Here is a 21,113-nt window from a genome sequence, read left to right as displayed (position 1 = left end):
ACGTTATTCTACGCGCCGTAGGGGAACTGGAGCGGGTCAGGAAACCGGAATGTATACGGTATCTGCTGTTGCAGTTTGCTCGTACCAATCAACTTGTATGGGATGGGCTGTTGAGGGGTAACGAAGATTGGCAGCGCGTAGCCAAAATCAGCGCAGCTTTTCCGGTAAATGGCCTCACGCGTCGGGTGTTCGGGGGCAACGCCGTTAAAAACGCCTGTAATGGCCTGGTCTATTACAACCGTAAGTATACCCACCGCATCGTCACGATGCAGGTAGTTGACCGGTACAGCTCCGCTGTCAACGGTTTTGCCGGCTACGTATTTTCCGGGGATACGATCATAGCCCATCAGGCCCCCAAACCGGAGGATGGTTACCTTACAACCGGGTTGCAGGCGCTGCACCAGTTTTTCGGCCCGTACAAGCGCGGGAGCGGCAGACTGGTCTTCGGTTGTTACATCGGCTTCGTCTAGGGTGCGGCTCAGTTCGGGGTACACGGATGTCGAACTGACGTAAATGACATGCGCTACCTTCGCCGACCGGATTGCGTCGGTCAGATGAGCCACCTGCTGCGGATGAAAGTCATCGCCGAGTTTGCCTGCTTTGGGCGGTACATTGATAACAACCGTATCAGCATTCAGCAGAGCCTCCAGATTACCGACCGGTTCGGGACCCAGTTGCAGTTTATAGGCATCGATGCCCCGCAAACGAAGCGTGTCGACTTTCTCGTCAGAAGTCGTGCTGCCCCGAACCTGGTATCCTTCGGCCAGGAGTTGATCGGCCAGGGGCGCGCCGAGCCAGCCACAACCGATAATTGAAATGACGTTACGCATCAATCAGAAGCTAATTCCAAAGCTGATGGCTCTCAGATCGGGACCAAGGCCTGCTTCAAACAAGGGGCTCAGGTCATATTTTACGAAAAATTCGGTATTCCGTATGCCCAGTTGCGTCATGACTCCATAGCGGAAGTCTGACAGATTGAAGTTTGAGTGACGACGATCTCTACTCCCATCGGCTTCTTTGATCTTGCGGTAGCTGTCGAGCCGGTAATTTCCATACATCCCGATCCCGATATGACCTGCCCGACGATTACGACTGTCGTAGAAGGTGAGCCTGGGAACGACCGGTATACCAATGGTACATACGGTCAGCTTGCTTTTACGCAGGTCGCGCTGGGCGTCGGGAAACGCAACACCGGTAGTTGTTTTCTCCGCATAGTTGTTGCCTTCAAACATGAAGTTATTCCAGGCCAGTTCCAGGCCGTAGTACAGCTTCAGCGACGCCCGCTTGCCCCGGATCAGGGTCGGTGTCGAGCTAACCGACAAAGCAAAATATCGGGATCCGATGGGCCTCAGGTCATAACTATCTTCCGGATAAGCCGGAACGTCGCTCTGTACGACGTAATTGTTAAGCCCGATGCTGCCGCCAAAATTCAGGCGTCCGAAGTCGCCCCGGTTGCGCCGGCGGGTCTCCTTATAATCCCGATCGGTCCGGCTATTCTCTGATTTTTTTTGGGTCGAGTCGGCACTGGCTCCGTCGGTATCGCCTACTACAATCCTGACCCCGTCTTTGGTTTTAGTAACCACCAGCACCGTATCTTTCAGATACTGATCACCATCGCGTTTGATAGCCGCCGGCCCGCCGGGAACCGAATCGAGCTGCATGCTCATTTCCCGGACAATTTTATTGAGATCATAATTGGACAGGGCCTGAATACCGGCTTTATCAGGTGCATAGATAACCATCCGGGTCCGGTTCGCGAATCGGATCACCAGCGAGTCGGCCGGGCTGACCGGTTTTGCCTGCGCGCTCATGCTGAGCAGTAAGACCAGGACAACGAAAGTCCCGTATAGGAGTCGGTTCATTGTTTGGTAGGTTTGTCTTTATCGATAGAGTGCTTGAGGCCATTGTAGGCCCGGCTGAGCAGGCTCCGCTCTTCGGTACCGGCGTCTTGTCTGGCAAAAATCTCGCCCTGCTTCACCCGCCGAACCTGCTGCCAGAAATTACCTCCTTTGGCCTCCTTTGAAAGGATTTCTTCCCCCTCCGGTTGACCCTCATCAGCCGAGCTTTTCACCACCTGCCGTGCCGCTACCAGCCGCTCAGGTTCGGCAATCGTTACGGTCAGCACCCGCTCAGCCAGTTTAGCTGATGCTACGGCCCGTTCGGGAGCAGAGGCCTGCCGGGGCTCGACCGGTGTCGTTTCCAGCCGGTCTGGCTCGGTTGTAGGAGCCGGTTTGTTTTGCGCCACCATAGGCTCGCTGATCGCTTCGACCGGCTGTTTAGGCTGTGGCATATCCACTGGCTGCTGTTGGAGTTGCCTGACCTGGCCAGCGTCGGGCAGGACATCGTTACCCGCCACTTGGTTTGCTGTCGGCTCGACCGAATTGGCGGTAGCCGGACCGGTTTCGGGCTGTGTAGTTGTTTCGGTTTTGGCCAGATCGACTTCACCGGCGCGTTCGGCAGCCGGTGCGCTGCTTTCGGGTTGGCTCTTTTTAGCGGTTTTGGCCGCAGCGACCTGCCCGTCGGTTTGACTATTTCCGGGTTGGTCCGCTGACAAATACAACCAGCCGAACAAACATACCAGCAGCACGCAGGCCGCAGCCGCCATGTAACGCTGTAGGGCCGGCTTGCTCCAGATCGGTACTACCGGTGTTTTCTGGTGTTGAGCGTTCATGCGAGCCTGTAACCGCTCGAAGCCGCCTTCAGTAGGCGGCAGGGCTGTATCCCGCAATCGACGCGCAAACAAGTCGTCGACAGGTGATTTATCGGCCGAGTGTTCGTTGTGTTTTTTCATAAGTGTCTTTCCTGATCTGGGCCTGCCCCGATGCCCCCAGTTCCGCTTTTTTAACGAGCGTCTGTAACATCATCCGGGCCCGGCTCAACTGTGATTTTGAAGTACCCTCCGAAATGCCGAGTGTATCGGCTATTTCGGCATGAGAATAGCCTTCAATAGCATAAAGGTTAAAGACCGTTCGGTAGCCATCGGGCAACTGAGCGATCATTCGCAACAAATCCGTTTCATTCAGCGACGCATCGGCCCATTCATAATCCGGCTCGACTGTTACATCGTCGAGCGGGAGTTCCTGCCGCCATTGCTTCGATTTTCGCAGGAACATTAGTGATTCGGTGACCATGATGCGTCGGATCCAGCCTTCAAAGCTGCCATCTTCCCGGAACTGGTCAATTTTTTCGAACACACGCATGAACCCATCGATCATAACCTCTTCGGCATCGGCCCGGTTGGCACAATAGCGCGTGCATACCGCCAGCATTTTGCCTGCATACCGTTCATAAACAACCTTATGCGCCCGACCTTCGGCCCGTCTTAGGGCCGCAATCAGTTGCGTTTCAGTCGAGAAAAACGGTATAAGTCGTAGCATACGAGTTCAGGTTCATTGGCAAGATGCATAATAGACACACTCGGGTTGCATGAACCTCAAAAAAAATAAAGCCCGAAACCCGTTTTGCGAACAAAATGGATTTCGGGCTTATGATTTTCCGGCAAAAAACAGTTTATAGTCCGGGCTGGTACTTTATTCCTGCCACGTAGTGCAGCCACAGTACCCGCGAAAACCGGAAGTTGACAGGTGCAATCAAAACCATGGCGGGTGCAATAACGGCTACGTATACCCAGCCACCGGGATCTCCTGCCAGATAAAACAGTAGAAATCCCAGCACCAGTGCCACACCACCCGATATGGCATAGCTTACGAACATAGCGCCGTAAAAATACCCCGGCTCTACTTCGTACTTCAGCCCACAATGTGGACAGAATTCATACATGTCGTCGAAACCGCGCAGTGAATAAAAGGGCCTGCTGAAGATTTTCCCTTTCCTACACCTGGGACAACGCCCTTCTGACACGGCCTGCAATTTCGAGACGTTTTCCATGCTCCAGTCTACTATTCCTGTACCAGAGGTAACCGATGCTGGCGACCAGTAGGTATGGAATAACCAACAAATACAAAATGCCGACGTTCAGTTCTGACGCCACAACGCTTCGTCCGTTGCTGACGGTACTTTCTACCGTTCCGCGGCACATAGCACACTGGGCCATCAGATCAGGCCCTACAGCCAGAAGAATAACAAATACAAACCAGGTTTTCCAGTTTTTCACGGCTTACGGTGATTTAGTGGAGATAATACGGCTTGATCAGCAGGTATACGATCACACCCGTTGTGCTCACGTATAACCAAATGGGATATGCCCATTTTACCGTTTGCTTATGCTTACTGATTTGGTTGGTGACCGCAAAGTAAACAGCCCTCAACACAAACCAGACAACTACGACCGACAGGACAATATGCGACACCAGCAGAAAGTAATATACTGGCCTGATCCAGCCTTGTCCGCCAAAGGGCGTCGACTCATTGGTCAGGTGGTATAAAACATAGCTCACCAGAAACAACGAACCTAGGGTAAAAGCGGTTAGCATTGTCCGCCTGTGTGCAGCAACATTTTTCTGCCGGATGAAATACAACCCCATAATCAGGAGCAACGACGTAGCTGAATTTATGACAGCGTTAATATGGGGCAGGTAGGTTGTCCAGCTTCCCAAGTCAACTTTCTGCCGGACCCCCAGCAGTACTGCCACCGCTACCGGAATGGCGATTGACAATACATTAATGATCCGATTAGCCTTCTGCTCCTGCACCGGCGATTGTAGCGTTTCCATGCGTGTATAGTGGGAAATCAGATGGAATCATCACTCAATTAGCGTTCCAGTCGGCGTCAGGTATCTTTGCTGTAGATGTCCAGCAGCACCCGGATTTCGAGTACCAGCCGATCTACATCTTCTTTGTCTGTTCCGTCGTAGAACCCTCTGACAATGCCCTCTTTATCTACTAATACCAACTTTTCGCTGTGAATAAAAGTTTCGTCCGGCTTGCCCTCTTTGACCCCGGCATCAACTACCGGCAGGTAATAACCATGCAGCGCCAGGTCATAGATGTCGGCCTTAGATCCTGTCAGAAAATACCACTTGCCCGGGATGGCTCTATAGCGTTCTGCGTAGGCCTTCAGTTGGGCTGGACGGTCATGTTCAGGATCGACCGAGTGAGACAAAAAAACCAGATCGGAGCGGTTCACAAATATGTCCTGCACCCGGGTCAGCTGCGATGAGATTTTGGGGCATACCGTTCCGCAGCGGGTGAAGAAAAAGCTGGCAACGTAGATTTTCCCTTTTACGACCGACTGGTCGATCGTTTTCCCATTCTGATCGATGAGTTTGAAAGGCGGGATGTGATTGTAAATGGTGTCGGTTATCTGACTACCATCTGCCTGGGTAACCTTACCAATCAGGGGTTCGCCCCGGGCCGAGTCGATTTTTGGCAGATAACGTGGTAAAACGTAGTGATTCTGCGTACGAAACCGCAAAAATAGATACAGCAAAGCCGGGACCAGCAGCGTAGCGAGCAGGATCCCGGCTTTTCGTGTAGTCGTCATGACTTACCTAAGTTCAAAAATGGACCCGCCTTCTGTGAGTAGGGCTGCCAATAACCAGACGATAAAGATTACTGGTACAACGATAGCCCAGATCAGGCTTTTCACTTCATGGCGAAGGTGCATAAATTCACCTACAATGTAGAACGCTTTAACCAGCGTCATGATGATGAAGAGCGACGTGCGGAACCCGCCAGCATGCATCAGAAAGGCCAGTGTAAATTCAACAGCCGTAATAGCTGCCAGAATCCAGAATGTGCGCCAGATAACTCCCGTGTTGGCGGGTTGAATCTCGGTACCACCGTGACCGTGATCGTCGTGATAGTGTGTATTTTCAGTCATTGCTGTAGTGATGCTTACACCAGATAGAAGAACGTAAAGACAAATACCCAAACCAGGTCAACAAAGTGCCAGTACAGACCTACCTTTTCAACCATTTCGTAGTGACCACGACGATCGTACAAGCCGGTGGCGGCCCGGTAGAAAATCAGGATATTCAGCACAACGCCACTCAATACGTGCGTACCATGGAAGCCCGTAATGAAGAAGAACAGATCGGCAAAGGCCGGGGGGCCATACTGGTTCTCGGTCAGGTTAGCGCCGAAGATAGTCCGCTGTACGGTTTGCCCGTTTACCAGTTCGCTGATTACGGTGCCGGTCTCGGTGCCATGGATAAAGTGCGACCATTCCCACGCCTGGCTTCCAAGGAAGGTAATACCACCCAGGATTGTCCAGAGCATATATTTCTCCACATCCTTACGGTCCATCCGGTGACCAGCCTCAACGGCCAGTACCATGGTCACGCTGCTGAAGATCAGGATAAAAGTCATGATACCCACAAAAATCAGTGGCGCATCAATACCGTGCAGGAACGGAACCGCATTGTACACTTTCTCAGGTGTTGGCCAGTACAAGTTCGAGAACTTGAATACTTCGCCATAGATGGCTGGGTCCCAGGCTGGATAACTGTAACGAATCAGACCGTAGGTTACCAGCAGGGCTGAGAACGTGAACGTATCTGAAATCAGGAAAAACCACATCATCAACTTGCCATAACTGGCATTCATCGGCTCGACACCGCCCATCCAGGCTTTCTTGTCGAACGTTTGTGCTGAGTCAGTTGCTACGGTATTTGTCGTCGCAGTAGCCGCCATCGTTTAAGAGATTATCAATGAAAATAGACTAAAAAGAAAAACAGGTACAGCCACAGAATGTCTAAAAAATGCCAGTACGTGGCGGCAATTTCAATCTGGTTTAAGCTTTTCGCATGAATACGAAGCCGAAAAGCGGCTACCAGCGCAAACACCAGCACGATAAGGCCGGAAATGAGGTGGAAGCCGTGCAGGCCCGTAAATATGTACATGAACGAACCGGCCGGGTTACCAACAAAGAAGACCTTTTGTTCAACTAGTTCGACCCAGCCCTGGAACTGCATGTACAGGAAAGCCATTCCAAGTGCAAAAGTAATAGTTATCGCTGTCCTCAGGCTGTTGAAGTTATCTTTTTTTGCAGACACGTAGGCCCAATGCATAGTCAGACTGCTCAACACCAACACCACCGAGCTGTACGAAAATATGGGTGGAATTGTATACTCCAGCCAGTTACCCTCGGCTCTGCGTACCAGATAGGCACTTGTCATAGCCGCAAACAACATGATAATACTCACGATGAATAACCACAGAATGAACTTCCGGGGATTCATTGAGAGGGTTTCTTCGGGTTCTTCCAGAACCGCTATATCCTTTACGATCTCACTCATGGGGCCTTATAGTTTGTCTAACAGATAAACAATCTGCACAACGGGCAGGTACAGTAATGATCCAAACATCATCTGTAATGCTGCTTTATCGGTGCAGGTCCTCATTAAATGAAACGTTTGCGCCAGAAACAAGATTCCGCCGATCATGGCTATAAAGGCTGAATTAATTCCGGTCATTCCCAGGGCATACGGCAGCCAGCCAACCGGAATCAGGAACAGGGTGTAAATCATGATCCGGAAGGCCGTATTTTCGTCTTTAGCTTTACCAGGCATCATTTGAATACCAGCTTTCTTGTATTCGTCGAAAGCGAGCCAGCCAATGGCCCAGAAGTGCGGAAACTGCCAGAAGAATTGAATGGCAAACAGAATTCCGGGAGCCCAGCCGAAATGATTGGTAGCGGCAACCCAGCCGATCATGGGAGGAAAAGCGCCTGGTAAAGCACCAATGTATACGGCAATCTGGCCTTTCCGTTTCAGGGGGGTGTACACAAACCCATACAATAGCAAAGACAGAACCGCCAGTGCAGCCGCCCGTAGATTGAATACTTCGACGTACAGCAGGCAGGCAGCCGAAAAAAGGATGAACGCAAATCCGGCGGCTTCGTTCACTGACAATCGACCGGTTGGCAACGGTCGGCCAGCTGTGCGCTTCATTAGCTTATCTGAGTCTTTTTCTATGATTTGGTTGATGATATTAGCGGCCCCCGTGATGGCAATAGAAGCTATTACCAGTACAGCCACTTTCCACCATACAATTACATCAGCTGCCAAACAATATCCGAACACACCAGAGAAAACAACGGCCAGTGTCAGCTTCAGTTTTAACAACTCTATATAGGCTTTCGCTTTCTCGTTGACGATACGAAGAGCAATTACTTTTTCCATGTTAAGTAGTCTGTAAACTGAGCTTGTGAATAGCCAGTTTCGATGAACTTAAAGCGGGGTTTATAAGCAGCCAAATCATAAACTGCACCCCAATCATGATAATTGCCAGAAACAGGTGAATAGGTTGAGCTGCAGCGGGCACTTCGAAGTACCCCATGATAGCACCGGTACCTATTTCGGCCAGTACGGTAAGAATTAGTAGTATGGTCAGTGAGGGTAAAACCCCGGCCTTACTGATTGACCTCACCTTGCTGATTACAGCAACGTGTAGTCCGAAAACTATAAGCGAGAAGGACCGATGTATGTAAAAGCGCCAGTCGAGATTATTGATCCACTCGGCTCGCTGGTTGTAGCCGAGTTGCTTTACGACTTCATCCAGTGCTTCTCGCACCTGCGTTCCTAACAGCACCTGACCTAGTGACAAAATAATTGTCACGACCACTAATCCATTCAGTGACTTCTTACCAGCGCCTGGCAACGGGATCTGCCAATTGGCAGCACTGGCACGCACATACACGAACAACAAGGCAAAGACGACAAGCACTGCTAAAAACAGATGCAACGTAATCATGTAGTGCGCTAACTCAGTGGCAACAACACGGGAACCCAGCCATCCATTGAGGCCAATGAGTAGAAAAGCAGCGACACTACCCCAGAAAACGGGCTTGTCTTTTCGTAAATAAGGGAAAGAGGCCACCAGTGTGGCAAAAACAAACAGACCGGAGAGTACACCCAGCAAACGGTTTACGTATTCGATCCAGGTCTTGACGGCATTGAACTCAACCTCACCCTTTAGCTTAGCGCCGTACAGCTGCTGATAGTTGGCGGGAAGTTGAGAAGCGTCTGTAGGGGGAATCCATTGGCCGAAGCACTTCGGCCAGTCGGGGCAGCCCATTCCGGAGCCGGTTCCTCTGACAATCCCACCCGCCAATACCAGCAGGTATACGATGATGACTGTCAGAAGAGCCAGACTCCGGAACTGCCGCTCACGATTATTAGTGAGGTTGCTTGAACTGGTCATTCAGGTTTTGTGCCTCAATCTCTTTCTCCAAACCAATCAACTCATTCTCATGCGGAAGATTTGATTCTGGAGTTTGCGAATACGGCACGTTTTGAGGAATGAAGTCATCCTTCGCGCCAGGCTTGCTGTAATCATATGGCCAGCGGTAAACAGCTGGTATCTCACCAGGCCAGTTACCATGACCAGGATTGATCGGCGTAGTCCACTCGAGCGTGTTCGATTTCCAAGGGTTCTGGGTTGCTTTTTTGCCCTTGAACAGGCTGTATACAAAGTTCCAGATAAATACCCACTGAGCCGTGAAGGTGAAAATAGCCGCCAGACTAATGAAGCTATTCATATCCGTGAAGATATTCTTCGTGAAGTCATAGCTCGTAAAGGCGTAGTAACGCCGTGGAAATCCGGCAATACCGATATAGTGCATCGGGAAGAACACCAGGTAGATACCAATGAACGTCAGCCAGAAGTGAATGTAGCCCAGCTTCTCATCCATCATACGGCCAAACATCTTTGGGAACCAGTGGTATACACCCGCCAGCAGACCGAACGCCGATGCAGCACCCATTACCAGGTGGAAGTGAGCCACTACAAAGTATGTGTCGTGCAGTTGAATGTCCAGTGCCGAGTTACCCAAAATCAGACCCGTCAGACCACCTGATATGAAGAACGATACCAGACCGATCGAGAACAGCATGGCTGGGGTAAACCGAATATTACCACGCCATAGCGTCGTGATGTAGTTGAACGCTTTTACCGCCGACGGTACAGCGATGATCAGCGTCAGGAACATAAAGATCGAACCCAGGAATGGGTTCATCCCTGTTACGAACATGTGGTGTGCCCATACGATAAACGCCAGGAAGGCAATACCCATCATGGAGGCAATCATGGCGCGGTAACCAAAGATTGGCTTCCGCGCATTGGTAGCGATGATCTCCGACGTCATACCCAGCGCTGGCAGCAGTACAATGTACACCTCGGGGTGACCCAGGAACCAGAACAGGTGCTGGAACAGGATCGGGCTACCACCTACGTTTGGCAGTGCCTCGCCGGTCTGACCAATGTAAATTTCGGACAGATAAAAGCTCGTTCCGAAGCTGCGGTCAAAAATCAGCAACAGCGCAGCCGACAACAACACAGGGAATGAAATAAGACCCAGAACAGCTGTCAGGAAGAAAGCCCAGATCGTCAGCGGCAGTTTGCTGAACGACATACCCCGTGTACGGAGGTTGATTACCGTGGTGATGTAGTTAATACCACCCAGCAGCTGCGAAACAATAAACAGGGCCATACTGACCAGCCAGAGGGTCATACCCAACTGTGAGCCGGGGTGCGCCTGTGGCAGAGCACTCAGTGGCGGATAAACTACCCAGCCACCCGCGGCAGGACCTGTTTCGATGAACAGCGATACGAGCATAACTGCACTGGCCAGGAAAAAGAACCAGTACGACAACATGTTCAGAAAGCCTGACGCCATATCACGCGCTCCAACCTGCAGAGGAATCAGGAAGTTAGAGAACGTACCACTCAAACCGGCAGTCAATACAAAGAATACCATGATGGTACCGTGCATCGTCACCAGAGCTAGGTAGAAGTCTGGATCAAGCTTACCGCTCTCATTAATCCAGTTACCCAGAATCGGCCGCAGAAATTCCAGCTTCATGTCAGGGAAACCTAACTGAAGGCGGAACATAACCGATAAGCTAATACCAATAACAGACCAGATAATACCTGAAATCAGGTACTGCTTAGCGATTGTCTTGTGATCTTCTGAAAAAACGTACTTGCGCCAAAAACTTTGCGGCTCGTGGTGCTCATGTTCTGCTACATGCGCCACGGTTGCCGTGTTAGCTGCTACAGTCGCCATAGTATTTTGGTTTGTTGTCTAAAGATTAACGGATTGTGGTCCGGGCTATTGAAACACCACCGCCCTGTTGAGTGGAGGCTGTTGTGCTGTCTGCAGGAGCAGCAGGCGCATCAGCCGGCAAATACTTGGCCGCTTTTGCTTTCAGATTAGCAGGTATACGGGCTGCCAGTTCAGGCGTCGATGACAACAAAGGCTTTTGCTCTTTGCACCATGCCTGCCAGGAAGCTTCGTCTTCTACTACCAACCGGATACGCATTGAAAAGTGGCCGCGTCCGCAAACTTCAGTACAGGCAATCTCGTAACCGAAATCCTGATTACCTGTTATATTCCGCATTTCATCGGTGGTTTTGTCAGCCACAAACCAGAAGCGTGTTGGCATACCTGGCACAGCGTCCATTTTTACCCGCATGTGCGGAATAAATACGCTGTGCAATACATCCCGTGCCCGGATTTTCAGCAATACAGGTTTGTTAACAGGAATGTGCAACTCCGTTGTCGACGTAAAGTCGTCAAAAGAGGCCTGGTCCGTATAATCGATACCTGTATCGTTGCTGTTATCAATCAGTTTATAGTTGTAAGCACCCAGCTTGTTGTCATCAACGCCCGGGTAACGAACAATCCAGTTAAACTGCTTTCCTACAATTTCAAACACCTGAGCATCGGCAGGAGCTTCGGACATGATGTCCCGCCATGCACGCCATCCGGTGAACACCAGGACCGCCATCACAACCGCCGGAATGACGGTCCAGATCAGCTCCAGCTTGTGGTTTTCCGGGTAGTATGCCGCTTTGTATCCTTCGCGGTGCTGATAGCGCCAGGCGAAGAAAAATAACAGGGCATTGGTAATTAAGAACGCGACCGTAATGATGGCCATAGACAGCCAGAACAGGAAGTCAGTCCGGCGACCATGTGGAGACGAAGCTTCGGGCAGGAAGTAGTCCGATGCATACCAGAACGACCAGACGGCCCCAACCAATCCTACAACAAAGAACACCATGAACAGAGCAGCGTTGATGCGATTGCTCATCCCTATGCGTCCTTCTTCAACTGGCCCTCTGGTGCTTTTAACAACAGCTGCCATTCTGGATATAACCAATACGGCCAGCCCCAGGAATATAACCGATAACAGAGCGACTATATAAACCATGATCAGAAAGTTTAATCGTTAAATGTCGTGGTGCAGGGTTTCCTCCAGCATCGGGTGATTTTTGGCAATCAGATTAGCCTTCGTCAGCTGGGTAGAAATGGACCACATAAATCCGCAAGCGAAGATGAGGATCATCCCAAACTCGATCGGACCAAAGCCAGCGTGTTCGCCAACCGTTCCTGGCATGATATTCACATAGAAATCAAAGTAGTGGCCAACGATAATGCCCCAGGCGGCCAGCTTCAGGAAGATGTACGTACGCTTAGCGTCCCTTGTCATCAGAACAAGGAATGGAAAGACAAAGTTTAGCAGGATGTTTATAAAAAACGGCGCTTTATAAATACCACCGTAACCACTGAAACGCTCCCGATAATAGATCGTTTCTTCGGGTAAGTTGGCGTAGTAAATCAGCATAAACTGAGCAAACCAAACATAGGTCCAGAAGATACTGAACGCGAACATGAATTTACCCAGGTCATGCAGGTGGCTATCGTTCACAATTTGCAGATACCCACGTTCCTTCAGCGTAACTACCGTCAGTGTAATAATCGCCAGGCCCGTTACGTGCCAGCTTGCCAGCGTATACCAGCCGAACATGGTGCTGAACCAGTGCGTGTCAATCGACATGACGAAATCCCAGGCTGAGGTCGACGATGTAACGGCAAAAACAACCAGGAAAGCGGTTCCGAACTTGATACTCTTCTCGTAATATTCGGTGCCACCATGCAGATCTTCCTGCAGTGAGAAGTTACGAAGCATACGCCACAGTACGTACCACAGCACGAAGTACAGAACTACACGGATCAGGTAGAAAGGCGTATTCAAAAAGCCCTGTTTGCCGGCAATGATCGGATCATAGTCCGGACTGGCTTTATCGTACAGCCCTTCATGAGTCCAGTGGAACAGGTCATGGCCGGCAATAAAGAAAACAGCCAGCACCACAACTCCCATAAACGGCAGGTAAGCGGGTAGTGCTTCGGGAATACGTTTGAAAGCAGACGACCAGCCAGCCTGAGCCAGGTAGTTGTACGAGATGAAGAACATCCCGATCACCGATGCGCCCGTAAAATAGATAGCGTTCAACCAAACGTTTGCCCACAGGCGGTTAGTCCACTTGTACGCATGGTGGCCACCATCATGACCTTCGCTGGCGCCCGTACCATGAACGACTTCATGGGTACCATGTTCACCAACTCCTGAAGCCAGTAAATAAGCGCCGATTGCCACCAACGCAACACCGGCTCCAATGCCGATCAGTAAGCGACGTTTGGACTCTGCTGTAAATTCGAATTGTTCGTCTAGCGACGGTATTGCGTGAGCCGATGCCATTCTTATAGTTATAAGTTTTCGGTTCGCGTTTCAGAAAAGCAGGTATGTACGGTAGATCAAAGCCTGCGTTGAAAGCGGAACAATCAAATTATCCTTGTTGTAGTTTGTGTACGTATTGTACAATCTTCCAGCGTTCTTCGGGCGTCATCTGCGAACCATGGGGCCACATACGTCCTTTACCATGGGTGATGACATGGAAAATATGTCCGTCATTCATGGTTTTGTAGGCGTCTGCTGAATAGCTGGGAACACCTTTGTATTCCTTGCCAACAAGCCCGTCACCTTTACCACCTTCGCCATGGCAGTGGATGCAGTAACGGCCGTACAGAACCTTACCTTCCTCAAGCGTTTTTTCCGTTTCGAGTATAGGGTTTGTCAATACGCGTTCTGCCAGCCCAATGCTGTCTTTGGGAATGTTGTAAATCATCAGGTCGGTTGTGGCGCTGTCGCCAGTTCCAAACTGGGTATGATAATTAGGCCGCGCAACCGTGCCCCGGGCGGGCAGACGCATGTTCAGTCCTTCCGGGTTTATCGTGTTGGGACGGATTTGCCGATAAGGCTCATAGCCAACAGCATCGTACATCTGCGGAGCAAATTCAACATTCGTATCGTCATGCCCACGCTTACAGGCCGAGCCTGCAATGATGAGACCGACCATAGCGATGGTAGCCACGCTTCTATGTTTCGTAATCTTGCTCATTGTTCGAATCAGAACTGCTTAACGTTAACTTCGGCAGCTCCTGAATTTTTCAGAATCTGTTCAATGTCGCCTTCAACAAGGTTGTTTTTGCTAAGATCAATAGCCATCGCAAACTTGTTGTCTGTTGTGCGTAAATCGTACATGAGCGGCTTCACTGTGGGACCGAGACCATTCGAAACCAGGAAGGTGCCTACCATGCCCAGGGCGCAGAAAAGTACCGTCAATTCAAAAATCACCGGCACGTATACCACAGGCGAGTAGGAATCCTTACCACCTACAATCATAGGCCAGTCAAAGCTTTCCGTATAGGCAGTCAGGGTTAGGGCAGTAAGGGTACCGGACAGACCGAACAGGAAAGCGGCAATGCCTAACCGACTGCGTGGGTGACCGAGAGCAACATCCAGTCCGTGGATTGGGAATGGGCTGTATACTTCGTGGATTCGAACACCCGCTTTTTTTACATCTCTAACGGCTTTCAGAACTACATCGTCATCGTCATAGATGCCGACTAGAAACTTACCGCTACCATTTACGTCTGACATACTTTTTATTGGTCTGTTTCTGCTTGAGCCTTCAGGCCTTTTATCACCAGGATAAGAAAGCCTGAAGGCTTAACTATTCAATTAGTCAACATCTTTGTTAAACGTCGGATTGGCAACCCGCTCACCTTTGGCAACACCCGATACCGAAACGGGCAGTTTTTCCGAAGATGATTTGATGATTGTTTTCACTTCAGCCATGTTCACCACCGGCAGGAATTTGGCAAACAGCAGGAACAGGGTGAAGAACAAACCGAACGAGAAGATATAATCACTGATATCGAACAGAGTCGGGTGGAACATGGCCCAGCTCGATGGCAGGTAATCGCGGTGCAGCGACGTAACGATAATTACAAAGCGCTCGAACCACATACCGATGTTTACAACAACCGATAGGGTGAACGTCCAGACAACGCTCCGGCGGATAGCCCGCGACCAGAACAGCTGGGGAGAAATTACGTTACAGGTCATCATGGCCCAGTAAGCCCACCAGTAGGGTCCCGTGGCGCGGTTGATGAACGCATAGCTTTCAAACTCAACGCCCGAATACCAGGCAATGAAAAACTCAGTCAGATAAGCTACCCCTACGATCGATCCCGTCAGGGTGATGACTTTGTTCATCGACTCGATGTGCTCAACCGTAATGTAATCCTCCAGCTTAAACACGACCCGAATAATCAGCATCAGGTTCTGCACCATGGCAAAGCCCGAGAAGATAGCACCGGCAACGAAGTAAGGAGGGAAAATGGTTGTGTGCCAGCCCGGAATTACCGACGTAGCAAAGTCCATACTTACAATCGTGTGTACAGACAATACAAGCGGAGTAGAAAGACCAGCCAGAATCAAGCTCATGTACTCATAACGAGCCCATGTTTTAGCCGAACCGTTCCAGCCCAGCGAGAAAGCGCCGTAGATATAGCGAGATACTTTGCTGCGAGCCCGGTCGCGGATGGTAGCGAGGTCAGGCAACAGACCCATGTACCAGAACACCAGCGAAACGGTAAAGTAGGTACTGATGGCAAATACGTCCCAAACCAGGGGCGATTTAAAGTTTACCCATAGCGAACCGAAGGTGTTTGGCAGCGGCAGTGCCCAGTATGCCAGCCACGGACGGCCCATGTGCATCAGGATGAAGCTGGCCGCACAGATAACTGCAAAGATGGTCATAGCCTCAGCAGCCCGGTTCACCGCCGTCCGCCACTTCTGACGGAACAGCAGCAGAATGGCCGAGATTAGCGTACCGGCGTGACCGATACCCACCCACCAAACGAAGTTGGTGATGTCCCATGCCCAGCCGACTGTTTTGTTCAGCCCCCAGACACCCAAGCCTTCCCACCAGGTCCAGAACACGCAGGCGGTTCCGTAGATTAGCACAATCACCGAAATAGTAAAGGCAATCGTCCACTCTCTGGTGGGACGCCCTTCAACCTGACGGCTGATATCCTCCGTCACATCGGCGTAGGTTTTACCACCGGTGATAAGGGGAGTTCTTACGGCTGATGTTACATGCGACATATACTTACTGTATTTACGAGGTACGATTGACGATGTACGATTTACAATTTGTGGAATTACGTTGTTTTACTCAGCTCGTAATTCGTCAATCGTAAACCATGCTTGTGATTTAGGCTTGTGACTCCTGACGGGTTTCCTGCTTGGGCTCTTCGTCCTTGTTGCGGATTTTTGTCAGGTACGAGATTTGCGGTCTCACGTTGATTTCTTCCAGTACGTGGAAAGCCCGGCCCTTCATTTCTACTTCCAGCGTTTTGGAAATGGTGCTTTCGGGGTTGTTCATGTCGCCGAAAATGATGGCGTCAGTTGGGCAGGCCTGCGCACAGGCAGTCTGAATTTCATCTGGCATGGGCCGACGGCGCTCTTTCTTAGCCGTCAGTTTGCCTTCCTGAATCCGCTGCACGCAGAACGAACACTTCTCGATTACCCCCCGTGACCGAACTGTAACATCCGGGTTGATGACCATTTTACCGAGGTCATTGTTGAAATGGTAATCAAAGTTATCGTTATCGAAGTACTTGAACCAGTTGAAACGGCGTACTTTATAAGGACAGTTGTTAGCACAGTAACGGGTACCGATACAACGGTTGTAGGTCATCTGGTTGAGACCCTCGGTGCTGTGGGTCGTAGCCAAAACGGGACATACCGTTTCGCAGGGAGCGTTGCTGCAGTGCTGGCAAAGCATAGGCTGGAACGTTACTTCGGGATTGGCCGAAGCTACTTCTAGTGCTTTTACATCTTCAGCATCAGCATCGCTGCTGTAGTACCGGTCGATCCGGATCCAGTGCATCTCACGACGCATGATAACTTCGTCGCGGCCTACTACCTGGATATTATTCTCTGACTGACAGCCGATTACGCAGGCATTACAACCGATACAGGAGTTTAGGTCAATGACCATACCCCATGAGTGGTTGGGTTTACCGTAGCCGTGCCAGAGGGTAATGTTAGTCGCATCGGTTGGTCCTTCAGACGTTTCAACCCTGGGCGTATACCGACCGGCCATCGGATTCTTCACGTAGTCGGTCAGCTTGGCTTCCTGCACAACCGCCCGGCGACCCATTACGGTATCGTGGGTCTGCGTCTGCGCAATCTCGCGCTTGCCACTTGCTTTTTCTACTTTAGCACCAACCGCCGAGAAGTTCAGGTATCCGTTGGTCAGACTGGCGAGCGGGAAGGCGTTTTTACCAACACTGTTACCCGCTTTACCCGCTTTTTCACGGCCATAACCGATAGCTACCGATACGGTATTGTCGGCCTGACCGGGTTGTACCAGCACGGGTAATTCAATCGACTTGCCGTTTACGGTAACCGTCACCAGGTCGTTTTGTGCAACGCCCATATCATTGGCCGTTTTCTGCGACAGGGCTGCATAGTTATCCCAGCAGGCTTTAGAAACCGGATCAGGCATCTCCTGTAGCCAGGGGTTGTTAGCCATTGAGCCAGAACCGATGCTTACTTTCTCGTACAGGGCCAGTTCGATACCCGTCGTTGGCCGGTAGCGTTGCGTAATACCAGCGGCAGCCTGGGCCAGGTTACCAGCAAAGCTAGCGCCACCAGCAACGGCCTGACCTTTAGCGGGCTCAAAAACGCCATCGTGCAGACACTTGATCCAGAAAGCGTCAAATGACGAGAAGCCTGAAGCTTGCGGATAATAGTTAGTGCGCCAGTAATTCTTCAGGTACGTCTGGAAGTCGTTTGGCCGACCCGCCCAGGTGAGCAGACTCGACTGAAACTGACGGGTTTTGAAGATGTGCGTGATAGCCGGCTGCATCAGGCTGTAATGACCAGCCTTGGGTTCTGCATCGCCCCAGCATTCGAGGAAGTGCGGAGCCGGCGTGATGTATTTACAAACCGAAGCGGTCTCATCAGCGCGGTCAGCAAAGGAAATAGACAGGCTTACGCGTGGCAGGGCTTCAGCCAGTTCGGCACCACGTGGGTGATCATATACCGGGTTAGCACCGAAGAACAGAGCAGCTCCTACCCGTCCCGCTTTCGCGTCATCGATGAACGCATTCATCTGCTGATCGTTACCCTGCCGGTAATTCAGTGGTGTATCGAGGTCAATGGTGGAGCCGTAGCTGCCAAGCAGACCATTCAGGGCGTTTATCACCACCTGAACGTTTGGATCATTGGATCCAGATACGACCAGCGCCCGACCGCGTGAGCGTGCCAGATCCGTAGCCGCTTTGTCCAGATATTGTACGTCGACAGAAGCAGAACCCGCAGCCGTACCACCCAATTTCTGAGCTACTTTATTGTAAAGCGCCAGCGCAACCAGACCTTCCTGCGATGGTTTGTAGGTACCCCGATAATCGGCGTTCGCACCCGTCATCGACAATCCGGTCTCAAACTGGTAGTGACGTGACATCGTTTTCTTGCCACCACCAACGGCACCGATCTTACGACCCTGTGCGTACGGACGGGCAAAATCCAGCGGAGCAATCCAGGTGCCCAGGAAGTCAGCTCCGAGACTAACGATCGTCTGCGCTTTGCTGAAATCATAGGATGGGATAACGGCTTTACCAAACGAAGCCTGGTTGGCCTGAACCATACCAAATGCCGAGTTCACATCGTACATGATGTGGCGGGCCGTTGGGTACTTCGCTACGAAGTCAGCAACAACCGCCTTGGTGGCTGGACTTAAGATCGTAGACGTAACGATGCGAATAGCTCCACCGCGCGACGAAACCGTATTCAGACCGTTAATGATCTCACGGTCGGCAGTTGCCCAGTCGATGACGGCATCACCCCGGCGTGGTCCATTCAGCTTGTCAATGTCATACAGAGACAGAACCGATGCCTGAACGCGGGCGGTGGTCCCTCCTTTCGAGATGCTTGACTGCGGGTTACCTTCAATTTTGATGGGTCGGCCTTCGCGGGTTTCTACCAGGATAGCCGCGTAATCACCACCATCAACGAAGGTTGAAGCGTAGTAGTCTGAAATAGATGGGTACGTAAATTCCGGTTTGTTAATGTACGGAATAGCTTTATGAACTGGTGTCTCGCAGGCCGCCAGCGAAACGGCAGCCATACCAAAACCCATTGCTTTAAGGAAATCACGGCGTTGGGTGTTCGAGCCGCCCAGCAGACCATCGAGGTCTGAGGAAGACTCGTCGGGATTGGCAAATTCGCTGTTGGCGTTCTTGACGAACGTAGCGTCATTGCGCAGTTCCTCAACCCCTTTCCAATACCGTTTGGTTGTATTTTCCATGCGTATTTTGTGCGGCAGGTTAAACGATTAATAGTGGCATTTGGAACACTCCAGACCACCAATGTTGGCTACCTTGAGCGGCTCTTTGCTTTCTTTCCGGTGCAACGCAACCAGCTTATCGTAATAAGCATTGTCTTTGGTGTTGACTTCGGTTTTGCGGTGACAGTCAATACACCAGCCCATGGTCAGTGAAGAGCGTTGCTCCACTACTTCCATTTTCTCAATCTCGCCGTGGCAGGTCTGGCACTGTACGTTGCCGACGTTTACGTGCTGAGCATGGTTGAAATAAGCCAGATCAGGCAGGTTGTGTACCCGAACCCATTCAATAGGCCGGTTCTGCTCGATGGCTGCGTAGATTTTCTGAATCTCCGGCGACTCTTTCTTAATGACGCCGTGGCAGTTCATACAGATGTTGGCAGCCGGAATCGTTGCCGATTTTCCTTTGTTTACACCGGTATGGCAGTAATTACAATCAATCTTGTACTGACCGGCGTGTAGCTTGTGGGAGTAAGCAATAGGCTGCTTGGGAGCATAACCCTGCTGGATACCAACACTGTACAGACCATCGATCGATTCCTTCGCGACAACCAGTAAAAACAGCCAGATTACAACGGAGCGGAGCGTCGGATTGTTGAACGCACCGGACAGACCTTCTTTCAAACGCTGCCCCAGCGGAGCTACGGTCTGTGTACCGTCGCCGGCAGCTACCGGCGTTACCGCTTTCGACAGGATTGTTACGATAACCAGCAATACGCCCAGCACGAGCAGCATGACAACCAGCAGCGCAACGAGTACAAACGTAAACAGGTTGGACGGGCTCGAACTGATACCCCCGTTCTCGGCCGAGGCCCCACCGCCACCACGCACCTGAGCTTTGCCATCTCCATCAACGGTAGCCGTTGCGGGCGCACTCGCCTGGTCGATGTAAGCCAGAATACCATCGATGTCGGCATCCGTCAGGTTCGGGAAGTTCGACATCTGAATCTTGTTGAACTTGTTGTAGACCTGAACGGCGTATGGATCCCCAGCGGCAATCAGCGCCGATGAGTTACGAATCCATTTATGCAACCAATCTTTACTGGGGGCACGTTGTTGAATTCCTTTCAAACCGGGTCCAACAACCACTTCTTCAGTTACAGCATGGCATTGTGCACAGTTGTTTGTGAACAATGTTTTTCCCTTTTCAGCGTCTCCGCCACCACCCCCACCAGCAGGTGTGGCTGTGGCTGGACCTCCGCCGGCTGCCGCAACTGAGTCCTGCGCCTTGAGCTGACTACCGTTCAGTAACAGCGCCAGCGACAGGGCAAACACCCCGTAAACCTTAGACAAGCGACTCATTTTGAGATGTATAGTTAACGTGTTAATCACCATATTCACCACTAACTTTTCATTGGCCCACAAAAGTACGACACGATTGCTGTATAGGCAAAAATCAAGGTTTAGATATTTTTAGGGCTCAATTTTATTTATATTGGTTCTAAGCAGCGCCAATTCTGATTCGCCACACAGACTGGTAACGATTTGTTTATTTGGGTGTTCTGCAAAAAAAATTGCCATTCGGCTTCTTTTGTAAAGAATAGCCAAATGGCAATCATAATCGGAGAGGTTCCGAGCGGATTCGAACCGCTGTACGAGGTTTTGCAGACCTCTGCCTAGCCACTCGGCCACGGAACCATTCTACCCGAACACATGATAACTCTTCG

Annotated in this window: 21 protein-coding genes and 1 tRNA gene; all 22 read right to left on the bottom strand. The window is 51.0% G+C overall.

Going from position 1 to position 21,113, the window contains the following annotated elements:
- Positions 1–8: 8 nt before the first annotated feature.
- The 22 genes from EQG79_RS24090 to EQG79_RS23985 all read right to left on the bottom strand — a co-directional run bounded on the left by EQG79_RS24090 (position 9) and on the right by EQG79_RS23985 (position 21,084).
- A complete protein-coding gene (locus tag EQG79_RS24090) occupies positions 9–830 on the bottom strand; it encodes an NAD(P)H-binding protein (RefSeq protein ID WP_129604895.1) in 822 nt (273 codons plus the stop codon).
- 3 nt (positions 831–833) lie between these two features.
- Complete coding sequence (locus tag EQG79_RS24085; protein ID WP_129604892.1) at positions 834–1,862, bottom strand: outer membrane beta-barrel protein; 1,029 nt, start codon at positions 1,860–1,862, stop codon at positions 834–836.
- The gene (locus EQG79_RS24080; RefSeq protein ID WP_129604889.1) at positions 1,859–2,791 is read right to left on the bottom strand and encodes a hypothetical protein; all 933 of its coding nucleotides are present in this window, start codon (positions 2,789–2,791) and stop codon (positions 1,859–1,861) included. The genes EQG79_RS24085 and EQG79_RS24080 overlap by 4 nt, the downstream gene beginning before the upstream one ends.
- Positions 2,760–3,377 (bottom strand): RNA polymerase sigma factor, encoded by a 618-nt coding sequence (locus EQG79_RS24075; protein WP_077922089.1) that lies wholly within the window; start codon positions 3,375–3,377, stop codon positions 2,760–2,762. The genes EQG79_RS24080 and EQG79_RS24075 overlap by 32 nt, the downstream gene beginning before the upstream one ends.
- A gap of 133 nt (positions 3,378–3,510) precedes the next feature.
- Positions 3,511–3,780 carry a DUF983 domain-containing protein gene (locus EQG79_RS24070; protein ID WP_240699436.1) on the bottom strand — a complete coding sequence of 90 codons (270 nt, stop codon included), beginning with the start codon at positions 3,778–3,780 and terminating at the stop codon, positions 3,511–3,513.
- A gap of 52 nt (positions 3,781–3,832) precedes the next feature.
- Complete coding sequence (locus tag EQG79_RS31375; RefSeq protein WP_077922091.1) at positions 3,833–4,114, bottom strand: hypothetical protein; 282 nt, start codon at positions 4,112–4,114, stop codon at positions 3,833–3,835.
- 13 nt (positions 4,115–4,127) lie between these two features.
- Complete coding sequence (locus tag EQG79_RS24060) at positions 4,128–4,673, bottom strand: DUF420 domain-containing protein (RefSeq protein ID WP_077922092.1); 546 nt, start codon at positions 4,671–4,673, stop codon at positions 4,128–4,130.
- Between the two features lie 56 nt (positions 4,674–4,729).
- A complete protein-coding gene (locus tag EQG79_RS24055) occupies positions 4,730–5,443 on the bottom strand; it encodes an SCO family protein (RefSeq protein ID WP_129604883.1) in 714 nt (237 codons plus the stop codon).
- Positions 5,444–5,446: 3 nt separating this feature from the next.
- Positions 5,447–5,782: a cytochrome C oxidase subunit IV family protein gene (locus EQG79_RS24050; protein WP_077922094.1), complete on the bottom strand. Its 336-nt coding sequence runs from the start codon at positions 5,780–5,782 to the stop codon at positions 5,447–5,449.
- A 14-nt stretch (positions 5,783–5,796) separates the two neighbouring features.
- A complete protein-coding gene (locus tag EQG79_RS24045; protein WP_077922095.1) occupies positions 5,797–6,594 on the bottom strand; it encodes a cytochrome c oxidase subunit 3 in 798 nt (265 codons plus the stop codon).
- A gap of 14 nt (positions 6,595–6,608) precedes the next feature.
- Complete coding sequence (locus EQG79_RS24040; RefSeq protein ID WP_077922096.1) at positions 6,609–7,199, bottom strand: cytochrome c oxidase subunit 3; 591 nt, start codon at positions 7,197–7,199, stop codon at positions 6,609–6,611.
- Between the two features lie 6 nt (positions 7,200–7,205).
- A complete protein-coding gene (gene cyoE, locus EQG79_RS24035) occupies positions 7,206–8,084 on the bottom strand; it encodes a heme o synthase (protein WP_129604880.1) in 879 nt (292 codons plus the stop codon).
- Between the two features lies 1 nt (position 8,085).
- On the bottom strand, positions 8,086–9,105 hold the full coding sequence (locus EQG79_RS24030) for a COX15/CtaA family protein (RefSeq protein WP_129604877.1): 1,020 nt from the start codon (positions 9,103–9,105) through the stop codon (positions 8,086–8,088).
- On the bottom strand, positions 9,080–10,969 hold the full coding sequence (locus EQG79_RS24025; RefSeq protein WP_077922099.1) for a cytochrome c oxidase subunit I: 1,890 nt from the start codon (positions 10,967–10,969) through the stop codon (positions 9,080–9,082). Before EQG79_RS24025 ends, EQG79_RS24030 begins: the two co-directional genes overlap by 26 nt.
- Positions 10,970–10,994: 25 nt before the next feature.
- A complete protein-coding gene (locus EQG79_RS24020; RefSeq protein WP_077922100.1) occupies positions 10,995–12,116 on the bottom strand; it encodes a cytochrome c oxidase subunit II in 1,122 nt (373 codons plus the stop codon).
- Between the two features lie 18 nt (positions 12,117–12,134).
- A complete protein-coding gene (locus EQG79_RS24015; protein WP_077922101.1) occupies positions 12,135–13,445 on the bottom strand; it encodes a quinol:cytochrome C oxidoreductase in 1,311 nt (436 codons plus the stop codon).
- Between the two features lie 88 nt (positions 13,446–13,533).
- A complete protein-coding gene (locus EQG79_RS24010) occupies positions 13,534–14,103 on the bottom strand; it encodes a c-type cytochrome (protein WP_369822708.1) in 570 nt (189 codons plus the stop codon).
- A 50-nt stretch (positions 14,104–14,153) separates the two neighbouring features.
- Positions 14,154–14,687: a DUF3341 domain-containing protein gene (locus EQG79_RS24005; RefSeq protein WP_077922103.1), complete on the bottom strand. Its 534-nt coding sequence runs from the start codon at positions 14,685–14,687 to the stop codon at positions 14,154–14,156.
- An 81-nt stretch (positions 14,688–14,768) separates the two neighbouring features.
- Positions 14,769–16,199, bottom strand: coding sequence for an NrfD/PsrC family molybdoenzyme membrane anchor subunit (nrfD, locus tag EQG79_RS24000; protein WP_077922104.1), 1,431 nt, complete (start codon positions 16,197–16,199; stop codon positions 14,769–14,771).
- 109 nt (positions 16,200–16,308) lie between these two features.
- Positions 16,309–19,410, bottom strand: a complete 3,102-nt coding sequence (locus EQG79_RS23995; protein WP_129604874.1) for a TAT-variant-translocated molybdopterin oxidoreductase — start codon at positions 19,408–19,410, stop codon at positions 16,309–16,311.
- 27 nt (positions 19,411–19,437) lie between these two features.
- On the bottom strand, positions 19,438–20,748 hold the full coding sequence (locus EQG79_RS23990) for a c-type cytochrome (RefSeq protein WP_236648804.1): 1,311 nt from the start codon (positions 20,746–20,748) through the stop codon (positions 19,438–19,440).
- A gap of 265 nt (positions 20,749–21,013) precedes the next feature.
- A tRNA-Cys gene (locus tag EQG79_RS23985) sits at positions 21,014–21,084 on the bottom strand.
- Positions 21,085–21,113: the final 29 nt, after the last annotated feature.

Origin of the sequence: Spirosoma sordidisoli, assembly GCF_004138325.1 — a bacterium.
In the GTDB taxonomy this organism is placed as follows: domain Bacteria; phylum Bacteroidota; class Bacteroidia; order Cytophagales; family Spirosomataceae; genus Spirosoma; species Spirosoma sordidisoli.
The sequence above is the reverse complement of the archived record's forward strand: the minus strand, read 5'-3'. Positions and strand labels throughout refer to the sequence as shown.

Excerpts from the sequence above, each read along its gene's own strand:
- EQG79_RS24090 (WP_129604895.1), bottom strand. The coding sequence starts at position 830 with ATGCGTAACGTCATTTCAATTATCGGTTGTGGCTGGCTCGGCGCGCCC.
- EQG79_RS24085 (WP_129604892.1), bottom strand. The coding sequence starts at position 1,862 with ATGAACCGACTCCTATACGGGACTTTCGTTGTCCTGGTCTTACTGCTC.
- EQG79_RS24080 (WP_129604889.1), bottom strand. The coding sequence starts at position 2,791 with ATGAAAAAACACAACGAACACTCGGCCGATAAATCACCTGTCGACGAC.
- EQG79_RS24075 (WP_077922089.1), bottom strand. The coding sequence starts at position 3,377 with ATGCTACGACTTATACCGTTTTTCTCGACTGAAACGCAACTGATTGCG.
- EQG79_RS24070 (WP_240699436.1), bottom strand. The coding sequence starts at position 3,780 with ATGTATGAATTCTGTCCACATTGTGGGCTGAAGTACGAAGTAGAGCCG.
- EQG79_RS24060 (WP_077922092.1), bottom strand. The coding sequence starts at position 4,673 with ATGGAAACGCTACAATCGCCGGTGCAGGAGCAGAAGGCTAATCGGATC.
- EQG79_RS24055 (WP_129604883.1), bottom strand. The coding sequence starts at position 5,443 with ATGACGACTACACGAAAAGCCGGGATCCTGCTCGCTACGCTGCTGGTC.
- EQG79_RS24050 (WP_077922094.1), bottom strand. The coding sequence starts at position 5,782 with ATGACTGAAAATACACACTATCACGACGATCACGGTCACGGTGGTACC.
- EQG79_RS24045 (WP_077922095.1), bottom strand. The coding sequence starts at position 6,594 with ATGGCGGCTACTGCGACGACAAATACCGTAGCAACTGACTCAGCACAA.
- EQG79_RS24040 (WP_077922096.1), bottom strand. The coding sequence starts at position 7,199 with ATGAGTGAGATCGTAAAGGATATAGCGGTTCTGGAAGAACCCGAAGAA.
- cyoE (WP_129604880.1), bottom strand. The coding sequence starts at position 8,084 with ATGGAAAAAGTAATTGCTCTTCGTATCGTCAACGAGAAAGCGAAAGCC.
- EQG79_RS24030 (WP_129604877.1), bottom strand. The coding sequence starts at position 9,105 with ATGACCAGTTCAAGCAACCTCACTAATAATCGTGAGCGGCAGTTCCGG.
- EQG79_RS24025 (WP_077922099.1), bottom strand. The coding sequence starts at position 10,969 with ATGGCGACTGTAGCAGCTAACACGGCAACCGTGGCGCATGTAGCAGAA.
- EQG79_RS24020 (WP_077922100.1), bottom strand. The coding sequence starts at position 12,116 with ATGGTTTATATAGTCGCTCTGTTATCGGTTATATTCCTGGGGCTGGCC.
- EQG79_RS24015 (WP_077922101.1), bottom strand. The coding sequence starts at position 13,445 with ATGGCATCGGCTCACGCAATACCGTCGCTAGACGAACAATTCGAATTT.
- EQG79_RS24010 (WP_369822708.1), bottom strand. The coding sequence starts at position 14,103 with ATGGTCGGTCTCATCATTGCAGGCTCGGCCTGTAAGCGTGGGCATGAC.
- EQG79_RS24005 (WP_077922103.1), bottom strand. The coding sequence starts at position 14,687 with ATGTCAGACGTAAATGGTAGCGGTAAGTTTCTAGTCGGCATCTATGAC.
- nrfD (WP_077922104.1), bottom strand. The coding sequence starts at position 16,199 with ATGTCGCATGTAACATCAGCCGTAAGAACTCCCCTTATCACCGGTGGT.
- EQG79_RS23995 (WP_129604874.1), bottom strand. The coding sequence starts at position 19,410 with ATGGAAAATACAACCAAACGGTATTGGAAAGGGGTTGAGGAACTGCGC.
- EQG79_RS23990 (WP_236648804.1), bottom strand. The coding sequence starts at position 20,748 with ATGAGTCGCTTGTCTAAGGTTTACGGGGTGTTTGCCCTGTCGCTGGCG.